Below are 18,995 nucleotides of genomic sequence, written 5' to 3'. Positions count from 1 at the left end.
ACTATTTTACAGAACCAACCATTCCAGCGACAAATTGCTTTTGCATCAAGAAAAAGACAAGTGCTGTCGGCAATGTTGAGATCACAATAGCGGTCATGATAACCCCAAAATCCGGTGAATAACTAGAACCCAAATTGGAAATCAACAAAGGAATTGTTCGTTTCTCCGGTGTTTGCAAGACAATAAGCGGCCACAAGTAGTTGTTCCAGCTAGACATAAAAGTAATGATAGCGGCAGCTGAATACGTTGTTTTCATGGTCGGCATATACACACGGAAAAACAACCCTAATTCCGTCAAGCCATCGATACGCCCAGCTTCCAGAAGCTCCTTCGCGAACATTTTTGTGCTTTGACGGAAGAAGAAAATGAGAAACGCTGTCGTAAATGTCGGAAGGACAACCGCGTTCATGGTGTTAATCCCGATAAATGGAACCGCGCGAGATAGACTCGAAAACATTTGGTAAAGCGGAACCATCAACGCCGCGAATGGAATCATCATGGAGACAAGCAGGATATTGAACACGATATCCTTGGCTTTGCTCCGATAGATTTCGAAGGCATAGCCTGCCAGCGAAGCAACGACTAAAGCCAAGATGGTTGTAGATAATGAGATCCTCAAGGAATTCCAAAGTGCAGGAACGAGATTGATTGACTTGGTTAATTTGTGGAAGTTGTCCATGAAATGCGATCCTGGTAACATTCTGCCCTGTGTAACGTCCACAGATAGATTCGTGGAACTAATGACCATCCATATGAATGGAAAAATGGAGATAAGCGCCACAGCAAAAAGGAAGACATAGATGATTGTACGTCTTAATCCTATCATTTTTTATCACCTGCCAATTTGATTTGAAGGACAGATAACACAATGATCATGACCACAACCGAATAGGAAACTGTTGCTGCATAGCCAAAATCAGGTGTGTATTTGAAAGAAAGATTGTAGATGTACTGCGATATGGAGAGGGTAGAATTACCTGGGCCACCCTTCGTAATATTCATAATCTCATCGAACAATTGCAGCGTACCAATCGTCGAGGTAATGGACGTGAAGAGAACAATAGGCTTAAGCATTGGGAACGTAATAAAGAAAAACTGTTTGAACGCAGAGGCTCCGTCAATACGAGCTGCTTCATAAATAGAGCTATCAATGTTTTGCAAAGAGGAAAGGAAAAAAATCATATTATATCCTGTCCAGCGCCATGTAATGGCAAGGATAATCGTAATTTTCGCCCAGAAAGGATCGGAAATCCATGCGATGGGCTGTGAAATCAAGTGAATCTTAATTAAAGCCATATTGATCAAACCATCGTTACCAAACAAATATTTGAAAACAACGGAGTAGGCAACAAGTGAAGTTACGCACGGCAAGAAAATAGCTGTACGGAAAAACCCTTTAAAACGAAGCTTGCTATCATTTAACAAAACGGAAATCATCATTGACAGAATGATCATGACCGGCACCTGGATAATCAAATAAATAAACGTATTCTTTACGGCAGTAATGAAAGTCTTATCGCTAAAGAGCCGCTTATAGTTGCTGATCCCGTTGAAATGTAGATTAGCACCCGCGCCTGTTTTAAAAGAAAGCAGCAATGCCTGAATCATGGGATAAAAGTAAAACAAACATATCATCAATACGGCAATAGCGATAAACAGCCATCCCGTAAGCTTTGCACGGCTACGCATCGAGTAGTTCATTAGATTTCAAATCCTTCCATTATTTACGATGAAAAATCGAAACGCTGTCCCCTGCTTTGCATTTTCGCAATTCAGAGGTCAGCGTTCCATAGGTTAATGGGAAGAGAAACTTACTTAAGTTGGGATTCTGCTTGGGACTGAGCATCACTGAATACTTTCGCGATGTCTTTGCCCTTCAGGTAATTTTGCATCTCAACTTTGAGAATATCTTCAATCGCATACGTATGCAGACCATAGTTGACTTTAGGAATTTGAGCCGTCCATGTTGCGAAATCAGAAATCACCTTTTGACCTCCGAAGAAATCGTCGGCTTTCGTATAAGCTTCACCTTGCGCAGCAGGTTTATAAGTACCAACAACCCCTACGTCTGTCACTAATTTTTGATACAAATTCACATCAGAACCGAGTGTTTTTCCAAGGAAATCAGCAGCCGTATCTTTACCTGTGCTGTTTAATACATACCAGGAGCTTCCTCCAAGGTTAGATGCGTTAACGGAACTAGCTGTGTTTTTCAACTTAGGAAAAGGAACAACTGCCCATTTACCGGATTGATCAGCTTGTGATTTAACCGATGGCGTAATCCAGTTACCTGTCGGAACAGAAGCAACAGCACCGCTATTGAAACCAGCTAGGAAGGAGTTCCAATCCGAGTTGATTTTCACAATGTTCGCGTTCATGATTTCTTTGTATGTTTCGAAAGCTTCTTTCAACACAGCGTTGTCTTTCAGATCCGGCGTAGTGCCGTCACTCTTCAGATACCAAGCGCCTGCGGATTGAATCATCATACGGATTAAACCAAGATCATTGGGATCCTGTGTCAGCAAATCTTTACCTGTTTTGGCTTTAACCGCTTTACCGACTTCAATGAATTTCTGCCAGTCAATGTTTTTCAAATCATCAACCTTGTAGCCTGCTTGTTCCAAGTAATCTCTGCGAACATAAAGACCTGTTACGCCGGAGTCAAATGGTACACCGTATTGTTTACCGTTCAAGCTTGTTGGACCTAATTTGTATTCAGCGAAATCCGAAGCTTTAATGGATGCGGACATATCTGCGAATGCATCTGGATATGTTTTCAAAAAGCTTTGTGCACGGTAATCTTCAATCAATACAACATTCGGAAGGCCTGACTTTGAACCAGAGTTCAAACCAGTATTCATCTTTTGAATAATGTCATCTTGTGCATATTCAACAACATTGATTTTCACATCAGGATGATCCTTGGCATAAGCGTCTTTCGCTAGGTTCATTGCTGCGATATTAAAGTTCTTATCCCATGCCCAAACGGTAATTTCTTTACTAGTGCTTGCAGCACCGCCGCTAGGAGTAGTCGTTGATGATGTGTCTGACGAATTACTTGAACATGCCGTCAAAAGCATAAAACTTGCAAGTAAAACCGTAGAAATTTTCTTCTTCATGTGATCCCCCTGATGATTTGAATTTGTAAGTGCTTACTTATAGATAATATCATTTGGGCAAATCGTCTTGTTAGAACGAAATTTGCTGAAATTAGCGTTTTTATTGTATCTGGAATCCCATCCTTATTTGATCATTTGTAATATTTTTATATTTTGTATTTTTTTTTAGTTTTTTATACTTCTACAAGGATTGAATTGTACGCCATGGAAGCGTAATTGATATCTTCGTCCCTTGTCCCAATGTGCTTGTTATCGCAACCCCATATTCTTCTCCGTATAAAAGAACCAGTCGATCATGAACATTACGAATACCAATTCCTGTGAACATTTGCCTTGCACTTGTGGGATTCGGCATCTCATCCGCTTCGTTAGAAAGTTCCATGCCATCCCCATTGTCAACGACTTCACAGAGCAGCGTATCCCTCTCTTTCGTGATGATGACATAAATATATCCCGTGCCTTTCTTATTAAAAGCATGAAAAAAAGCATTCTCAATAAAAGGTTGCAGCATCAAATTAGGCACTTGCGCAGGCAAGCAGTCCGGTGAAACAAAGTAATCGACCTTAATCCCTTGGCCATAACGAATCTGATTAATGAACACGTAATGCTTTAAATTCACCAATTCTTGCACAACAGGAATCGTTTCTTTGACATTACTGATGGTATTCTGCAGGAGAGAAATGAGCGCATGAATCGTTTGCGTGGCGGACTCCTGGCTCCCTCGCTGAACAAGGATGTTAACAGAAGCCAGCGTATTATATAAAAAATGCGGATTAATCTGCTGCTGCAGCGCGGCTAATTCTGCCTTGCGCTGCTCTTTCTGCGTATCAACAAGCTGACTAATATAGTCGTTCAACTCATCGAGCATGAAATTGAAGGATCGGCTAAGTTCCCTTGTCTCATAGGTGCCCGTTACCGCCATATAATTATGAAAATTCTCTTTCGTTACCGTGGACATTTTCTTAACAAGTTTTCTTAACGAGAGCGTCAATCTCCGTGTGATCACATATACAATGAGCACAGCAATAGCCACGATTCCCGCAACAATGAAGAAAATCGCTTTCCGGTTAAGCATTTGACCGAGTGTCACCTTTTTATCAATAACATTCATGATGTAAAAGCCATACAACGGCAAATCTCCAGCCAATACAATGACATCTTTATCGAACATCTTCATTTCATCCTTGGCCAGACCCTGCTGCTGAATCCTCTGTGCACTGCCTAAAAGCTCTTTGGACGTAGTTCCGATCAGCTCAGCTCGATTGCTAGAAACGATTAGACCTTGACGATCTAATATCAACACATCATTCCCATCACTTGTGAAGCTTGCATAAATGGATCTTAGATCGCTTTCTTTCATGATGATATAAAGCGTCCCATACCAATCTTTACTGACAGGATCAATCAGAGCTTTGGCGGCAACCAGTCCTGGATCTCCAGAACCTGGCCTCCCTTCATCCAAATAGCTGTATAATAAGCGTCCTGGCTGGTTCCGCGACTCTTGTGTAATCGGATTTCGCCCTAAATCCGCCAAAGAACCGGACCAGTAGGTACGGTCGCTCGTATAGTTTTTGCCATTTATGCCCGAAATGATCATCCCAATGTTCTTGGCTCCAATGCCCGACTGGATTCGCTTCATCTGTTCGCTCATACCGAAGGCCACCTTGAAGTTGGTTACCGAATCGGTATCTCCTTCGGTCAGAAAACTTTTAATCGCACCGCTTTGCGCTGCGTTAACGACAATATTTACATTTGAATAATGAATGGATTCCAAACCGCTTTTAATTTGTTCAATTATTTTGGAATTTGTGATACTAAATGTCTTCACAAAAAGCTTTTCCGACATTTGCACGGTAACCCAAGAAGTCGCCACCGTGACAGTGATCATGCTAAGCACCATCACAAGGAACAATTTACTAAATAAGCTTTGATCGGAGAATTTTCTTAACCATGCCCCCATATGTCATGTGATTCCTTTCGTCTTCATTTTTTGCGATAGTGGCTAGGTGAAGTCCCCATCAGCTTACGAAACACTTTCGTGAAGTAACTATGATCGGAGTAGCCAACAAGAGAGCTAATTTCTGAAATCGACATATGCGCGCTATCTCTTAGTAATTCACACGCACGTTCGATCCGAATACGATTCAAATACTCATTGAAGCCTTCTTTATTATGAATGGTGAAATAATTGGATAGATAGGAGGGGTTGAAATGAAACTGTTTGGCTACTTCTGTCAGCGTCAGCGGTTCCGTAAAATGCTCATCCAGATACATTAAAATCTTCTGTATGCCCGGAGAACTTGTTTTGTTACCTGTCACACAGTCTGTCGCCTCATTAAGAAACTTAGCTAGAAGAGAGCGCACTTCCCCGATATGTTTGGCCTCATGAATGGCACGGAAATACTCATACTTCGCTTCATCCAGCGTTCTGGCCTCATAGTGAAAGTGCAGTAAAGAGACAATAATATTGAATAGGCTGTGGCCTAGAAAAGATTTAAACTCGAACATATCCGTATCCAATCTGCCAGGCATGGAGGCTACATAACGGCCAAGACGTTCAAAAGCTTGTTGAAAATCTTGATGATTCAGTTCAGCGCTAAACGCCTCCGAATCAAATGATTCTCCGTTCCCTTCATGTTCTACCAGTTCGTCTGCAAAGAACAGTTGTTGATCCGATAGAAAGAAACGGTGATCCAACACTTTGAGAATATCTTGCGTATACACGTCATGGAGTTCTTCGATTTTCCTGAAATTTTTGCTAAGCGCCACATAGAAGGAGGAGCCTCCTCTTACGCCAGAATCCACCAATTGTTCACATAAATGGATGGCATCCATTCTGCCAGCATCCTCTGTATTCAGCAAAAACCGGATATGGCTGTCTTGATGGGACAGACGGTGAATGATAAAGGGTTGCTCGGCATCCTGAACCAACCCTTTCAGCAAGGTTTCGATCCATTCCTCGTTTCGTTTCATTGAAGAGGACGAGCTATCTTGCATATCTGCAACGAATAAAATAAAACAAGGATACGGGAATTGAGCGCTGATCTCCGCACCATCCATCTCCATGGCATAGCCGGAAATTAGCTTGTCCAACACATAGTCGACAGACTGTCCTTTTTCATTCGTAAAGTCTATATGTCGAAAGGCTGGCATCCCTTGTACAGTCTTTTTTAATACAGCTAACAGCGAATTTGCATCTAATTTAGGTTTTAATAAATAATCTGCTACACCATTCTGAAACGTAGAGCGCACATACTCAAATTCACCGTAGCTGCTGAGCACCACGATTTCAATCTCTGGATAGAGGCCTTTCACAACTCTGACCAATTCCTCTCCACTCATAACCGGCATAACAATATCTGTCAGGATCAGGTTGGGTTCGAGTCGCTTGACCATGTCAAGCGCATCCTGACCGTTAGAAGCCTCGCCGACAATCTGGAATCCTTCGCTCTCCCAATCGAGAAGATGTCTGATCCCTTGACGAACTAGCATCTCATCATCAACAATTAATATCTTGCAATACGTCTCCATGACTTACTCCTTTGTGGACTATACATAGCTTCCCACTTTTAGATTGAACGATGTATCGGTCTCTGTCGGATTTTAAAGTTAATTGTACACATTAACGAGCATGAATCAACAATCATCCCGAGAACTTAACTACGCAGCAAAAAAAGCATCATTCACCATGTTAGCGTGAAAGATGCTTCCTGCAGACAGTTTTCTAATTCATTTCCCATTTAAATATAACGTCGCATGATGTCGTTTTTATTCGTAAAGTAGCGGCTTGATATCCGCAGCATCAATGTTCGTTTTGTCATACCAGTGGAAACCTGTATCGATGTTTTTGGCAACTGTTTCGCCTTTGATCGCTTGCACGGCCGCTTTTACGGACCAATAGCCGATGCCGATCGGATCTTGCGTAATCGCCCCAGCCATTTTACCGCTGCGGATGGCATCCATTTGTTGTTTGCCGGAGTCGTAACCGATAACAACGATTTTGTCTTTCTTGAGCTCAGTCACCGCATTCAGAACACCGATAGCTGAACCTTCATTGGCACCGAAGAAGCCTTTGATATTCGGGTGTGCTTGAACAATCGCTTTCGCTAAGTCTGTTGATTTGAGCTGGTCGCCACCGCCGTATTGGGTATCAACGATTTTGATGTTCGGATATTTCGCTTTGATCTGATTCGTAAAGCCATCTCGACGATCGATCCCTGTGCGGCTCGTTTGGTCATGCACGACAAGTGCGATTTCGCCTTCGCCCCCGATAAGCGCAGCCATTTTGTCGGCGGCGAGCGCAGCAGCCGCTTTATTATCAGTAGCGGCAGTCGTCACCGGAATGTCGCTATCCACACCAGAGTCGAAGCCGATGACCGGGATTTTGCTTGCTTTGGCCTTCTCGAGCAGCGGCGTCGCCGCCTTACTGTCAAGGGCAGCGAATGCGATGGCCTGTGGCTTTTTGCCCAGTGCAGCTTGCAGCATTTCAATTTGCTTATCCACCTGTGTTTCTGTCTCAGGACCTTCAAATGTAATCTCCACATTGAATTCCTTCGCTGCTTTCTCTGCGCCTTGCTTCACCGCTTGCCAGAACTGGTGCTGGAAGCCCTTGGAGATGACCGGAATATAGATTTTATCTGACTTTACTGTTGTCGTTGATCCCGCTGTGGATGTCGCTGTTTTCGTCGTGGAACTGCATGCACTCAATAAAATGGCTGACAGCAATACCAAAGATGATGCTACAGCAAATTTCTTAGTCCGTTTAAGCACTGTACCTCGCCCCTTGCTTCTCAATTTTGGTTGTATAGGACTCCTGACGGAGTGAATACCAAGGTTATTTCTTGCGGCGGCGCATCATATCTGCGTATACCGCCAACACAATGACGATCCCGACAATAACCGTCTGCCACTCCTGCTTCACGGATAAAATACGAAGTCCATTCGTCAGCACACTCATGATCAGCGCACCGATGACGGTTCCAAGGATGGAACCTTTGCCCCCGCTGAGGGACGTGCCCCCAATGACCACGGCTGCGATGGCTTCGAGCTCATAGCCAGCCCCAAGTGCAGGCTGCGCTGAGTTGAGGCGAGAGGCCATCATGATGCCGGCAATTCCGCTGAACACACCTGTTAGTGTGTAAATGACGATTTTCCAGTAGTCCACGTTGACGCCAGAAAGCCTAGTAGATTCTTCATTGCTGCCTAGGGCAAAGTTGTAACGGCCAATGATCGTTTTGGTCAAAATAATACTGGCTATGATCGCAGCTCCGAAGAACACGAGAATCGCGTTCGGAATTTCCACACCTGGGAAAATGTCGCTAACTAGTGAGCCCATCGAAATCTTCGTGAATGCAGGCGTATCGTTAAAATAAATCGGCTTCGTTCCCGATATGACAAGCGATAAGCCCTTCGTCACCATCATCATGGCAAGCGTTGCGATGAAGGGCGGAATTTTCATTTTAGCTACAAGCAGCCCGCTAATGAGTCCGCAGACAGCCCCAGTCAGAATGCCTCCGACAATGCCGAGCGGCATCGGGAGCTGCCACGTCGTGATGATCACGCCGGCCATGACGGAGGAAAAAGTCATCACGGTTCCAACGGCCAAATCGATCCCCGAGGTGATGATAACGAACGTAGAGCCTAACGCTAGAACCCCGATAACGGCGGTTGAGAGCATAATAGCAATGAGGTTATCGAATTGGAAAAAGTTGCTCGACGAGATGGAAAAAATGAGAACGAGCATGATTAAACTGGCAAATGCCAATAGCTTCTGTGCAGCTCCGTTTTGTTTGGACAAGGTGGGAATTGTTTTTTTGTAGGCATGTGCAAGTCTTGTTGACATGAGGCTCCTCCTAACTGATCCGCATCGTGGCGAATCGCATAATAGCTTCCTGTGTGGCTTCTTGCTGCGTGAGTTCACCGGTAATGCGACCTTCGCACATGACCATGATGCGATGGCTCATACGTAATATTTCTGGCAGCTCCGAGGAGATCATGATGATCGATTTCCCTTGCGCCGCGAGATCATCGAGCAGCTTGTAAATCTCGGTTTTGGCTCCCACATCGATACCTCTTGTCGGTTCATCGAAAATGAGAATATCGCAGTCCCGCAGCAGCCATTTACCGATAACGACCTTCTGTTGGTTACCGCCGGATAGGAATTTCACCTGTTGATGGATCGTTGGTGTTTTGATTTGAAGCGCTTCCACATAGTGCTGCGCTTTCTCGCCGATGATGCTGTCTTGCATCCAGCCGAGTCGCCGCGCCTTTCGATAGGAGGCGAGTGCGATGTTCATTTTCACATCCATCTCCACCATGAGCCCGAAGCGCTTGCGGTCCTCAGACAAGTAACCGATGCCGTGCCTCACCGCGTCATGCGGCGCTTGGATACGGACCTGCTGTCCGTGGATGCGGATGTCTCCGGAATCGATGGCGTCTGCGCCAAAAATCGCCCGCGCCACCTCCGTGCGCCCCGCTCCCATCAGACCGGCGAAGCCGAGGATTTCACCTTTGGCCAGATGGAAGGAAACATCCTTCACCGCTGAGCCGCGGTTTAGCTTGGAAACTTCCAACACCTTCTCCTTTGAGGTGGTGGTTGTTTGTTGATTCGGGCTGACGTAGAGCTCGCGCCCTACCATCATCGCAATGATCTGATCGATGGATGTCGTCTGCGTCTGCACCGTATCGATATAACGGCCGTCACGCATGACGGTGATGCGATCACTGATGCGTTTCAACTCTTCCATCCGGTGAGAGATGTAGACGATTCCCACACCGCGGCTGCGGAGCTGATGGATGATGCGGAACAGCTCCTCTATCTCTGCGTGCGTGAGGGCGGCTGTCGGTTCGTCCATAATCAGTACCTCGGATTGAAAGGATAGCGCCTTCGCAATCTCTACCATCTGCTGCTTGGCTACTGTCAAATCCGCCACCATCGTTCGCGGGTCTAGCTGTAGGTTCATCTGATCCAGGAGGTTCTGCGCTTGCTCATTCAGCATGCGTTCATCGACGAATAGCTTGATGCCATGTCTCGGCTCGCGGCCGATAAAGATATTCTGTGCGATCGTCAAATCTGGCATCAGGTTCAACTCTTGGTGAATCATCGAAATACCTAGCTGCTGCGCTGCTCTTGTATGAGGGATATTCACTTCCTTGCCCTTCACCAGGATGCGACCTTCGTCTTTCTGGTACACACCCGTGGCAATTTTCATCAATGTTGATTTCCCTGCCCCATTCTCACCGACTAGCGCGTGCACCTCACCAGCAGCTAACGCCAACTGACACTGATGCAGCGCATGAACACCAGGAAAATGTTTCTCAATCCCTTCCATCCTGAGCAAAATTTCCTCACTCATCGTCTATCTCACCTCGTACCCCAGTTCGTCATGTCCCTCGTTCATGAGTTCATTCTACCTGCCAAAAGCTGGAATGAGAGTGGATAAATCTCTTCAAAAACGTTGAAAATCTTCTGATTCGAGGTTGGCGTGCTTGAGGGGGGGGGAAGTATGGAGGTGCGAAAGTGTAGGTACTGGAGGTACGGTGTGTTGATAACCTGTTTGGAGTAGCTATGCCTTGGAGATACGGAACGTCGTTCCGCTATTTCGGTGAAAAGAACGAATACGCCAGAGTTGAGGAACCACGTTCACGGGCAGGATAGTGTGATCACTTCGGTTCTTGGGCAGTTCCAAAAAAATTTCAGGACAATCTTACTACAAAATTCTTCATTTTTTGTAGTATTTTGATTTTTTTATCGGGGGTTATGTTTACTTATGTCGAAAATAAGAGAATCCCCCCACTTTTTATTTAACAAAATTATCCTAATTTGTATTATTAAAAGTCTTTATACCTATTCCAAACAATAGAAATGATTGTTAACATAACATGTGTTGTTGCGGCAGTTACAGCAAGAGATTTATCTATAAAACAATTTCATCTTCAAAATATCCGTGATATGAAAACTAGAAACAGTAATAAGGTGGTTGATTTTACGATGAATAGGTACTTAACCTTATTTATTATCCTAATATTGGTGATATTAAGTGGTTACGCCAACAAGGAAGAAGTAAATTTAGTAGCTAATAGCGATTCTTGGAAGTTTAAAGTAAACTATCTCCCCAGCAAACATGGATACATTGAAAAACAAACAATTGAATACATTGGGAAATTATCTGTAAACAAGGTAGACATTTCTCTAAATTACAAAAATAATAGTTCCACTGTAAATACACTAAAAGTTGAATCTCTTGTTGGGGTTGGTCCTCAACAGTTACCTACCAAAACCGAGGTAGATAATTGGAAAGATACAAAAACTGTTAAGATAACTTGGACTGAAAAAGATACTTTGCAAGAGGAAACAATTAGAATCACCCCCTCAATCCAGGAATAATTAAGGAGTCGCACTTTGACGAATCTGGGCTATCACGATATGAAATACTCCACCTCATTGGGATCTCATTTCCCAAATAGACAAGAAAATGGATAGAGATTCAGATGTAATCTGAAAACTCTATCCATTTTTATTTCGCCAATTAAATGTCCAAGCTGCTATTCAGCAGCTTGACCGTTCAATTTCTCTTTGAGCAGGTTCAGCTGCTCATCTACTTTAGCTTGCTTCGCTGTGTCGATCGGCGTGTAGCTGCCAACCCCACCAGCTGGTACGTATGGCTTGCGAGCGATCTCAGCTTCAACTTCAAGCTGAATGATCTTCTCTTCCATGCGTTGGAAGCCGCGAGATGCGTTGCCGCTTTCGATCACACCGTTGTAGGATACTTGCGCCATTTGTTTCTTCGCTTTCGCTAATTGAGCACGGGATACAAGCTCGTTGCGTTTGTTGCGCATTTTGTAGAATTCATCTTTCATCTCGTGCAATTGCTGTGTCAACTCATCCGCATGAGCTTTCGCAGAAGCGTATAGATCTGTGTACTCAACAATTTTATCTTCGTGGTACAGTTTTTCTTCAACAGCTTGACGAGCAATCGCTTCTTGGCCATTTTTGATGGCTGCGGAGGCTTTCGCTTCACGATCAGCTACTAGGCGAACGGATTCTTCAAGGCGCTGCTTCAGCTTGCGCTCACTTGCGATTTGGCGAGCAACCGTTACTTCTGCCTGGGCAATTTCTTGCTCCATATCGCGAAGGTATTGGTTCAACATTACGATTGGATCCTCAATTTTATCTAATACCTCGTGAATTGAAGCTTTCGTCATATCTTTCATTCTTGTGAATACACCCATGGTTTACACGTCTCCTTTTTTACTATCCAATGTTTGTTTTTCAAAACGAGCGACTTTGGCTCTAAGTTCGTCTACTTCTCTTTGCAAAGCTTTCTTCTCAATGTCTTTCATCATCTCATCGATGTTGTTCGTTGGTTGGCTCGCTTCATAGGAAGCATACTTGCTAGTCGGTTGTGGCGCTTGGTGGTGGTTATGGGATTTATGATGATTCCATGCTCCCCCTGGATAGTTTTGACGACCATACGAGCTTGCATAGGGATCAAATGGGGGCTGATCAAACCCAGGTTCCTTCGGAATGACAATCGCCGCTACAAAGTAGACGAAAATGACGGTGCCTCCGGTGAAAAACGTGGTGATCACGACTAGTAAACGTAATAGTGTGACATCTACATTCATGGCTTCTGCAAGTCCCCCGCATAGGCCCGTTAATTTCTTATCTCTTCGTGAGCGATATAGTTTGTTCATGATCCTGTGTTCCCTCCTGTTTCAGTCTATTGCGAAGTGCTTCCATTTCCGCATCTACAGCTGGGTTACCCCCACTGTAGTAGCTTTCGCGACCCATCTTCCTAACGTCGCGAAGCGTCCTGGCGTGCAGCTCCATATCGGATACGCGCTCTTCCAATCGGCCGAACATCCGCGGTGCCCCATCTTGTGTGACACTGCTGCGAGCATGCATGCGCTGCTGCAAGCGAGCGGACTCCATACGAGCCAAGTAGTAGCTTCGTTTGTCTGCGACTTCTTTGTAATCTGCCTTCAGTTGTTGCAGCTCCTCATCAAGCTCAAGGATGGACTGCTTCGCCTGCTCATACAGATCATGGTATTGCACGCTTTTCTCTTCCGCCTGCAACTTCTCTTGCAGCACGATGCGTGCCATATGCTCTTCGCCAGCCTTCAAAGCCAGCAGCGCTTGATGCTCGCGCTTTTCTTTCGTTTCTAGTGCAGTTAAATATTGTTGCCGAAGTGACGCTGCATGACTTACGCATTGCTGATACAATCGTTCTGACTGCACAAGCTGCTCACGCTGGGCCGCTAAGTATTGGTCAATCAAGCGTACCGGGTCTTCCGACTTCTCTAAATGCTCATTCAAAGTTGCCACGGTTATATCTCTCATCCGCCTAAATAGGCTCATCTTCACTCCACCTTTTTCACACTCTATATTCGATTCTCTTACCGCTTACGTTAAGCTGTTCTTCCTTTTAACATGGAAAATCCATATCCGATTAACCCGATTGCCAGAAGAATAATGATCCAACCTGCTAGCTTACTTACTAGAATGATTATCCCGATACCGGCAATTACCCATCCTATTTTCTTATCGTTCTTAATCCCTAGGTAACCCAGTCCAACCATAATGAGGGGAATCACATATCCCATCACCGAGCCAATAAAGTCTCCTAAGTGAAAACCTAGCTTATTGAATAAAATCAGTGCGCCGAATGCGATCAGCAGAGCGGCAAATCCTGTATTTCTTTTCATCGTTTCGTCACCGCCTTTCGTTGTTTGTCGTCGTCTTCTTCATGTCTTTATTCTAGGTAAAATCGCGGCTTTCCAAAACGGACCGTGGACGGTATTTGCACCTAGACCTTAGTCGGGGTGGGTCTACGACCTATGATAGACGGGCATTCCCCCCTGCTGGCATAGCTAAAATTATCGTGAGTGCCATTTAGGAAGTATGGTAAAATAAGGGCTGGTTTGAACTATCACGCTTTATTGCGTAAGGAGGATTCTCTTGTGAACATCTCGGAGGGAACTTTTCAGGGAATTGGTGGGGTTGAACTTTTCTATAGAAGAGCCACTCCGTCAGAAGTACCAGTCAAAGGCGCCATTATTGCTGTACATGGACATGGCGACCACAGCGGTGGATTAGTCAATATGTGTGACGCACTCGTACAGGGGGGTTATATCGTCTATTCGGCTGATTCGCGCGGTCATGGGCGAAGCCCCGGTATTCGTGGATCCATACGCTCATGGGACGAATACAAAGGAGATCTGCATGTATTTAGGGAACTCGTCCAATCTGAAAATCCTAAATTGCCTCTCTTTATCATTGGTCACAGTATGGGGGGCGTGATTAGTGCGGACTATGTGCTCGATCGGGGCACTGGGATTCGTGGACTCGTTTTGGTGGCTCCCGCGATTTCGTATGAAATGACGACCTTTGAGAGTTGGCTCATTAAACTTCTGGGGAAAATAAGACCACAACTCACCATTCAAAAATCAGGCAGTGTCGATGGATTAACACAAGATCCCGAAATGGTTGCAAAGCTGCAAGCAGATCCTTTGCGTCATAGTACCGTAACGCCGGGTTTAGGCCTTGGACTAAGCCAAGCCATTCCAAGAATTTTGAATCACGCACAATCGTTTCAACTCCCCCTTCTCCTGCAATACGGCCTAGAAGATAAATTGACGCCCCCCGCGAAGCTTCAGCAATTCCTGCACTTGGTGGGTTCGCAAGATAAAAAGAGCTACGCTTACGATAGGATGCTTCATCGTCCTTTTGATGACCTAGGGCGAGAGCAATTTTTTTCTGATTTACTAGATTGGTTGGATCAACATACGGTTACGCGTAATTAACCCAAGATGTATGTTTGCAAATGAAAGAAAAACCGCCGTCAATGACGGCGGTTCTTCTTATGCTTATAGTCGCTGCTATACCGTTTCCCTATCTAACACGTACACCTTCACGTTCTTTTTCACACCAAACTCCTGTGCTTGGCCCAAATCATTCATGAAGACATCAATTCTGGAGCCGCGAATCGCCGATCCGATATCTTCCGCTTTCCGGATGCCAATGCCTTCGATGAACACCGTGGATCCTAAAGGAATGACGGCCGGATCTACAGCAATCGTGCGTCCCTCCTTAGCTTTGATACCACTATAAGTGATGCCGTATGTAGGATGAGAGGCTTTTTTGCCTGTCGATTCAAAGCCCGCGGTGTACGCGGTTAACGTTGTATTAATCACTTTTTTGATAATTTTCGGCTGTCCCTCGGATGCAGCTGCTACAGCGACAAGAGGGATTGTAAGACTTTGTCCGATCGTCAGTTGGTTCGGATTCGAAATGGAATTGGCAGCAATGAGATCATCGACAGCGATTTCAAAGCTTTTTGCTATTTTGAACAGGGTATCTCCTCGGCTTACTTTGTACGTTGTCGCAGCTTGATCGACTGCAGTAGCTGGAGCTTCAGCGATCGATGTATCCGTGCTTCCACTCGTAGAGGCCACATAGACAGGCGACATATCCATGTCTTCATAGCTCGTCGGATACGAATATGCCTTCGATTGCATGAACCACAAACCAAGCAACACAATGAGGGATAAGGTCGATATACATATTTTACGAAACATCATAGCTATAGCTCCTCCTAGAAAAGTTAATAGAGTTATAGCTACTAGACTCGGCTAAAAGTAAACTTTCTATACATTTCCTATGAAATTAATGATAGATACATAGAAACTATTAAGAGAGAACCATAAGGACTGGTTTGTATATTCTCACCTTATTCTGTTTACGATAGTAAACCTATGGATGATATTAAAAACAAAAAGATGATTCCTGTCTGATATATTTCCCCATCTAAATATGCCTTGACAGGAATATTCCATTTGGGTTATATTCAATACATGAATACGATATTCAGTGCTCTTGCCGAACCACATCGCTTACGCATGGTTGAGCTATTACGAGACGGCCCCCTTACTGTAGGGGAGATCGTCGACCGGCTCGGCCTAAGTCAGCCGCAAGTTTCCAAGCATCTGCGTGTACTAAGTGAAGCAGGACTCGTAGAGGTACAGCCAATAGCGAATCGAAGGGTCTATAAACTGCGGCCGCAGTCCCTTCAGGACATTGAGAATTGGCTCGGTTCCTTCAGACGTCTGTGGGAAACCCGATTTGATCGGATGGAGGCCTATATAGAGGCTTTGCAGGCAAAGGAAAACAAACCGGCTGATCCGAAATAAATCGCGATCAAGCTTCCGTAAACTATTTTATATAATGGAGGATTAGACATGACACAACAAAACACATTTGAGATGAATCATGAAGGTACAGAATTGGTGATTACTCGTATCGTTAACGCACCTCGTGAGCTTGTATATCAAGTATGGACAGAGCCTGAGCACTTAGCTGCATGGTGGGGGCCAACGGGGATGGAGTTGACGGTCGTATCCCTGGATGTTCGCCCAGGCGGCCTTTTCCACTACGGAATGAAGTCACCGGAAGGCTTTGAAATGTTTGGCAGATTCGCGTATCAAGAGGTTGTTGCACCGGAAAAGCTTTCCTATGTGACTTCTTTCGCAGATCCGGAAGGAAACGTAATCCGTGCACCGTTCAGCCCTATTTTCCCACTTGAAATCTTGAATAAATTAACGTTCACCGAAGAAGATGGCAAAACGATCATCGTCATGAGCGGCGGCCCGATCAACGCGACGGAAGAAGAAATTCAGTTCTTCGCTTCGATGAAAGGTTCTATGGAAGAAGGATTTGGCGGAACGTTCAAGCAATTGGATGACTACATTGCGAAAATTACAGCTTAATCCCATACACAAACAAAAAACGAGCCTTCAGAAGAACTCTTCTGTGGCTCGTTTTTGTTTTGTAACAGGATATTTATACAGCTGCTTTGCGCAGCAACCCATAGGAAATGATCGAATAGATAACGACCAAAGGGATCATATACCAGAACAAACCCATATAATGATCAGCTACCCAATGGCCAAAATCGCTCCATAGATCGAAATGTGTCATCGTATAAGAACCAATTGTCCCAATCAGCAGCATCGCTGTAAAAAAGATGTACATGGACATGCTGCCAAAACGGCGATGCAAGCTAGAAATAGCAAACCCAAGGAAAAAACAATGTACCAATACGAGGATATTAAACCCCAGTATACCGATGTACGGTAGATCGCTTAGAAAACCTATTTTAAACAGATGCAAATTCACGTTCCACCCGTCTGTTGCTTGTTCAATGGCCGAAAGAATGGTTAGCGCAATCCCTGAAATACTATTTACTAAAACGACAGTCAAGGCTGTACCGAAGAAATAATCTTTTCTCCGAATACTAAGACCGATGGCGAATGGGAACGTTTCTTTTATCGTCAGCGTTCCTGCTATAAATGCGTATACGAATACAGAAGCAACCGCACCCGTATTGACGGTTTCACCGTCATTCAATGAAAGAGCAATTAAAGCATTGATCAGAAAATTAGCGCCCAGGATGGCCCATGGAACCAAAAACCATGTGTTCTTGTTCCTTAGATGAAGCATGACTACTTGCTTAACTCGGTTCATAGTAATTCAGACCCCTTTCCCGCGACTTGCGTGCGTGTCAGATGAACGATGAGCTGCTGGATGGAAACTGGAGCGAATTCCAGTCCTAATTCTTCGGCGTATTTGCGATCTTGCACCGAAAGAGCCCCCATGATGGTCGCTGTTGCAGCAGAACCAATTGCTGTTCGCTCCAGCACTTCTTTTCCCCGTACGAACGCATCTACCGCTGATTTCAAACCTGAAACCATACAAGCACGGCCGCGAAGCGCATCAGCATCTTCATTTAGAATTAACTTGCCGTTGTCGATCACTAGAACATGCTCAAGTAGTCGACTCACCTCATCAATGAGATGTGTAGAAAGAATGACGGTTCGAGGGTGCTCCGCGTAATCTTCCAACAGACGATCATAGAAAAGTACACGTGCTACAGCATCCAACCCCAGATACGGCTCATCGAAGATCGTCAATGGCGCGCGGCTAGCGAGCCCCACCACAATACCCACCGAGGAGAGCATGCCTCTGGAGAGCTTTTTAATTTTCCTTTTGATCGGAAGTCGAAAATCTTCAATTAACGCGTTAGCATACGCATCATCCCAGTTCGGGTATAAGGTTTTGGCAACCGCCAGCACGTCAATAATACGGAAAGTATCCGGATATTTCTGGCTCTCTTTAATAAAACAAATCTGATTCAGCACCTGACTATTCTCAAAAGGCTCTTCGCCAAATACCTTGAGCTCACCGCTTGTCGCGAACTGCTGTGCGGAGATCATATGCATGATGGTTGTTTTGCCTGCGCCATTTCTGCCGAGTAAGCCGTAGATTTTGTTCGCTTCTACCGTGAAGCTGACCCCGTCAACAGCCTTAACTTGGCCATAGGCCTTCGACAGTCCTTTTACCTCAACAACGTTCGTCATTACGCTTTCTCCCCTCTCCGCACCATTTCCGTTAATTGCTCTACCGTTATGCCTAACTTCTCGGCTTCCCTCACCATCGTCACGACATATTGCTCGTAAAAAAGTTCTTTACGCTTCTCCATCAGCTTCGCCCTCGCTCCCTCCGCTACAAACATGCCAATGCCACGCTTCTTGTATAAAATCCCTTGGTCCACTAGCAGGTTAACACCCTTCGCTGCCGTTGCCGGATTGATCTGATAAAAGGCTGCAAATTGATTCGTAGAAGGAACCTGCGATTCTTCCAGCATGCGTGACTCGATAATGTCATCCTCAATCTGCTCTGCGATTTGCACAAAAATCGGGCGGCTATCGTCCATCATAAATCCCACAATTCTCACCACCGCTTTCATCACTACATTGGTTAGTTACTCATGTAATTAACCATACAACCAAATAACATCGAAGTCAAGCGTAATACAA

General features: G+C 44.9%; 20 protein-coding genes. 4 read left to right on the top strand and 16 right to left on the bottom strand.

From position 1 onward, the window contains the following. Position 1: 1 nt before the first annotated feature. From ACSQ8O_RS33000 to ACSQ8O_RS32965, 8 genes are all read right to left on the bottom strand, one after another. Positions 2 to 826: a carbohydrate ABC transporter permease gene (locus tag ACSQ8O_RS33000; protein ID WP_436245147.1), complete on the bottom strand. Its 825-nt coding sequence runs from the start codon at positions 824 to 826 to the stop codon at positions 2 to 4. Beyond that, on the bottom strand, positions 823 to 1,689 hold the full coding sequence (locus tag ACSQ8O_RS32995; RefSeq protein WP_420851889.1) for a carbohydrate ABC transporter permease: 867 nt from the start codon (positions 1,687 to 1,689) through the stop codon (positions 823 to 825). The genes ACSQ8O_RS33000 and ACSQ8O_RS32995 overlap by 4 nt, the downstream gene beginning before the upstream one ends. Positions 1,690 to 1,811: 122 nt before the next feature. After that, positions 1,812 to 3,119 (bottom strand): ABC transporter substrate-binding protein, encoded by a 1,308-nt coding sequence (locus tag ACSQ8O_RS32990; protein WP_056617455.1) that lies wholly within the window; start codon positions 3,117 to 3,119, stop codon positions 1,812 to 1,814. A 181-nt stretch (positions 3,120 to 3,300) separates the two neighbouring features. Continuing rightward, on the bottom strand, positions 3,301 to 5,079 hold the full coding sequence (locus ACSQ8O_RS32985; RefSeq protein ID WP_436245146.1) for a histidine kinase: 1,779 nt from the start codon (positions 5,077 to 5,079) through the stop codon (positions 3,301 to 3,303). A 23-nt stretch (positions 5,080 to 5,102) separates the two neighbouring features. Beyond that, complete coding sequence (locus ACSQ8O_RS32980) at positions 5,103 to 6,650, bottom strand: response regulator transcription factor (protein ID WP_436245145.1); 1,548 nt, start codon at positions 6,648 to 6,650, stop codon at positions 5,103 to 5,105. Between the two features lie 237 nt (positions 6,651 to 6,887). After that, a complete protein-coding gene (locus tag ACSQ8O_RS32975) occupies positions 6,888 to 7,889 on the bottom strand; it encodes an ABC transporter substrate-binding protein (protein ID WP_436245144.1) in 1,002 nt (333 codons plus the stop codon). Between the two features lie 64 nt (positions 7,890 to 7,953). Next, the gene (locus ACSQ8O_RS32970) at positions 7,954 to 8,961 is read right to left on the bottom strand and encodes an ABC transporter permease (RefSeq protein WP_436245143.1); all 1,008 of its coding nucleotides are present in this window, start codon (positions 8,959 to 8,961) and stop codon (positions 7,954 to 7,956) included. Between the two features lie 10 nt (positions 8,962 to 8,971). Continuing rightward, positions 8,972 to 10,474, bottom strand: coding sequence for a sugar ABC transporter ATP-binding protein (locus ACSQ8O_RS32965; RefSeq protein ID WP_436245142.1), 1,503 nt, complete (start codon positions 10,472 to 10,474; stop codon positions 8,972 to 8,974). A gap of 509 nt (positions 10,475 to 10,983) precedes the next feature. Here ACSQ8O_RS32965 and ACSQ8O_RS32960 point away from each other — a divergent pair. Then, on the top strand, positions 10,984 to 11,505 hold the full coding sequence (locus ACSQ8O_RS32960) for a hypothetical protein (RefSeq protein ID WP_436245141.1): 522 nt from the start codon (positions 10,984 to 10,986) through the stop codon (positions 11,503 to 11,505). Positions 11,506 to 11,663: 158 nt separating this feature from the next. On the opposite strand, the gene ACSQ8O_RS32955 is transcribed toward ACSQ8O_RS32960, so the two are convergent. From ACSQ8O_RS32955 to ACSQ8O_RS32940, 4 genes are read right to left on the bottom strand one after another with little or no spacing between them, the layout of a single operon-like run. Beyond that, complete coding sequence (locus tag ACSQ8O_RS32955) at positions 11,664 to 12,350, bottom strand: PspA/IM30 family protein (RefSeq protein WP_056617436.1); 687 nt, start codon at positions 12,348 to 12,350, stop codon at positions 11,664 to 11,666. A gap of 3 nt (positions 12,351 to 12,353) precedes the next feature. Beyond that, positions 12,354 to 12,815 (bottom strand): PspC domain-containing protein, encoded by a 462-nt coding sequence (locus ACSQ8O_RS32950; protein ID WP_436245140.1) that lies wholly within the window; start codon positions 12,813 to 12,815, stop codon positions 12,354 to 12,356. Further along, positions 12,784 to 13,479 carry a PspA/IM30 family protein gene (locus tag ACSQ8O_RS32945; protein ID WP_056617430.1) on the bottom strand — a complete coding sequence of 232 codons (696 nt, stop codon included), beginning with the start codon at positions 13,477 to 13,479 and terminating at the stop codon, positions 12,784 to 12,786. The genes ACSQ8O_RS32950 and ACSQ8O_RS32945 overlap by 32 nt, the downstream gene beginning before the upstream one ends. A 50-nt stretch (positions 13,480 to 13,529) precedes the next feature. Further along, positions 13,530 to 13,826, bottom strand: a complete 297-nt coding sequence (locus tag ACSQ8O_RS32940) for a LiaF transmembrane domain-containing protein (protein ID WP_056617426.1) — start codon at positions 13,824 to 13,826, stop codon at positions 13,530 to 13,532. A gap of 255 nt (positions 13,827 to 14,081) precedes the next feature. On the opposite strand from ACSQ8O_RS32940, the gene ACSQ8O_RS32935 reads away from it, so the two are divergent. Then, positions 14,082 to 14,924: a lysophospholipase gene (locus ACSQ8O_RS32935; protein WP_436245139.1), complete on the top strand. Its 843-nt coding sequence runs from the start codon at positions 14,082 to 14,084 to the stop codon at positions 14,922 to 14,924. Positions 14,925 to 14,999: 75 nt separating this feature from the next. Here ACSQ8O_RS32935 and ACSQ8O_RS32930 read toward each other — a convergent pair whose 3' ends face one another. Then, entirely contained in the window at positions 15,000 to 15,701 is a 702-nt protein-coding gene (locus tag ACSQ8O_RS32930) for a 3D domain-containing protein (protein WP_436245138.1), read from the bottom strand. Positions 15,702 to 15,974: 273 nt separating this feature from the next. On the opposite strand from ACSQ8O_RS32930, the gene ACSQ8O_RS32925 reads away from it, so the two are divergent. Continuing rightward, entirely contained in the window at positions 15,975 to 16,310 is a 336-nt protein-coding gene (locus ACSQ8O_RS32925) for an ArsR/SmtB family transcription factor (RefSeq protein ID WP_056617650.1), read from the top strand. A gap of 48 nt (positions 16,311 to 16,358) precedes the next feature. Continuing rightward, on the top strand, positions 16,359 to 16,886 hold the full coding sequence (locus tag ACSQ8O_RS32920; RefSeq protein ID WP_436245137.1) for an SRPBCC family protein: 528 nt from the start codon (positions 16,359 to 16,361) through the stop codon (positions 16,884 to 16,886). Between the two features lie 73 nt (positions 16,887 to 16,959). On the opposite strand, the gene ACSQ8O_RS32915 is transcribed toward ACSQ8O_RS32920, so the two are convergent. Genes ACSQ8O_RS32915 through ACSQ8O_RS32905 form a run of 3 tightly spaced genes read right to left on the bottom strand, consistent with a single transcriptional unit; the run spans position 16,960 to position 18,895 of the window. Further along, the gene (locus tag ACSQ8O_RS32915) at positions 16,960 to 17,643 is read right to left on the bottom strand and encodes a hypothetical protein (protein ID WP_436245136.1); all 684 of its coding nucleotides are present in this window, start codon (positions 17,641 to 17,643) and stop codon (positions 16,960 to 16,962) included. Then, complete coding sequence (locus tag ACSQ8O_RS32910) at positions 17,640 to 18,536, bottom strand: ABC transporter ATP-binding protein (RefSeq protein ID WP_436245135.1); 897 nt, start codon at positions 18,534 to 18,536, stop codon at positions 17,640 to 17,642. Before ACSQ8O_RS32910 ends, ACSQ8O_RS32915 begins: the two co-directional genes overlap by 4 nt. After that, positions 18,536 to 18,895 carry a GntR family transcriptional regulator gene (locus ACSQ8O_RS32905; RefSeq protein ID WP_216855838.1) on the bottom strand — a complete coding sequence of 120 codons (360 nt, stop codon included), beginning with the start codon at positions 18,893 to 18,895 and terminating at the stop codon, positions 18,536 to 18,538. The genes ACSQ8O_RS32910 and ACSQ8O_RS32905 overlap by 1 nt, the downstream gene beginning before the upstream one ends. Positions 18,896 to 18,995: the final 100 nt, after the last annotated feature.

The organism is Paenibacillus sp. LjRoot56 (genome assembly GCF_964253335.1).
GTDB classification, from domain to species: Bacteria; Bacillota; Bacilli; order Paenibacillales; family NBRC-103111; genus Paenibacillus_E; species Paenibacillus_E allorhizoplanae.
Note: the sequence above shows the minus strand (reverse complement) of the source record. Positions and strands in the feature narration are given on the sequence as shown.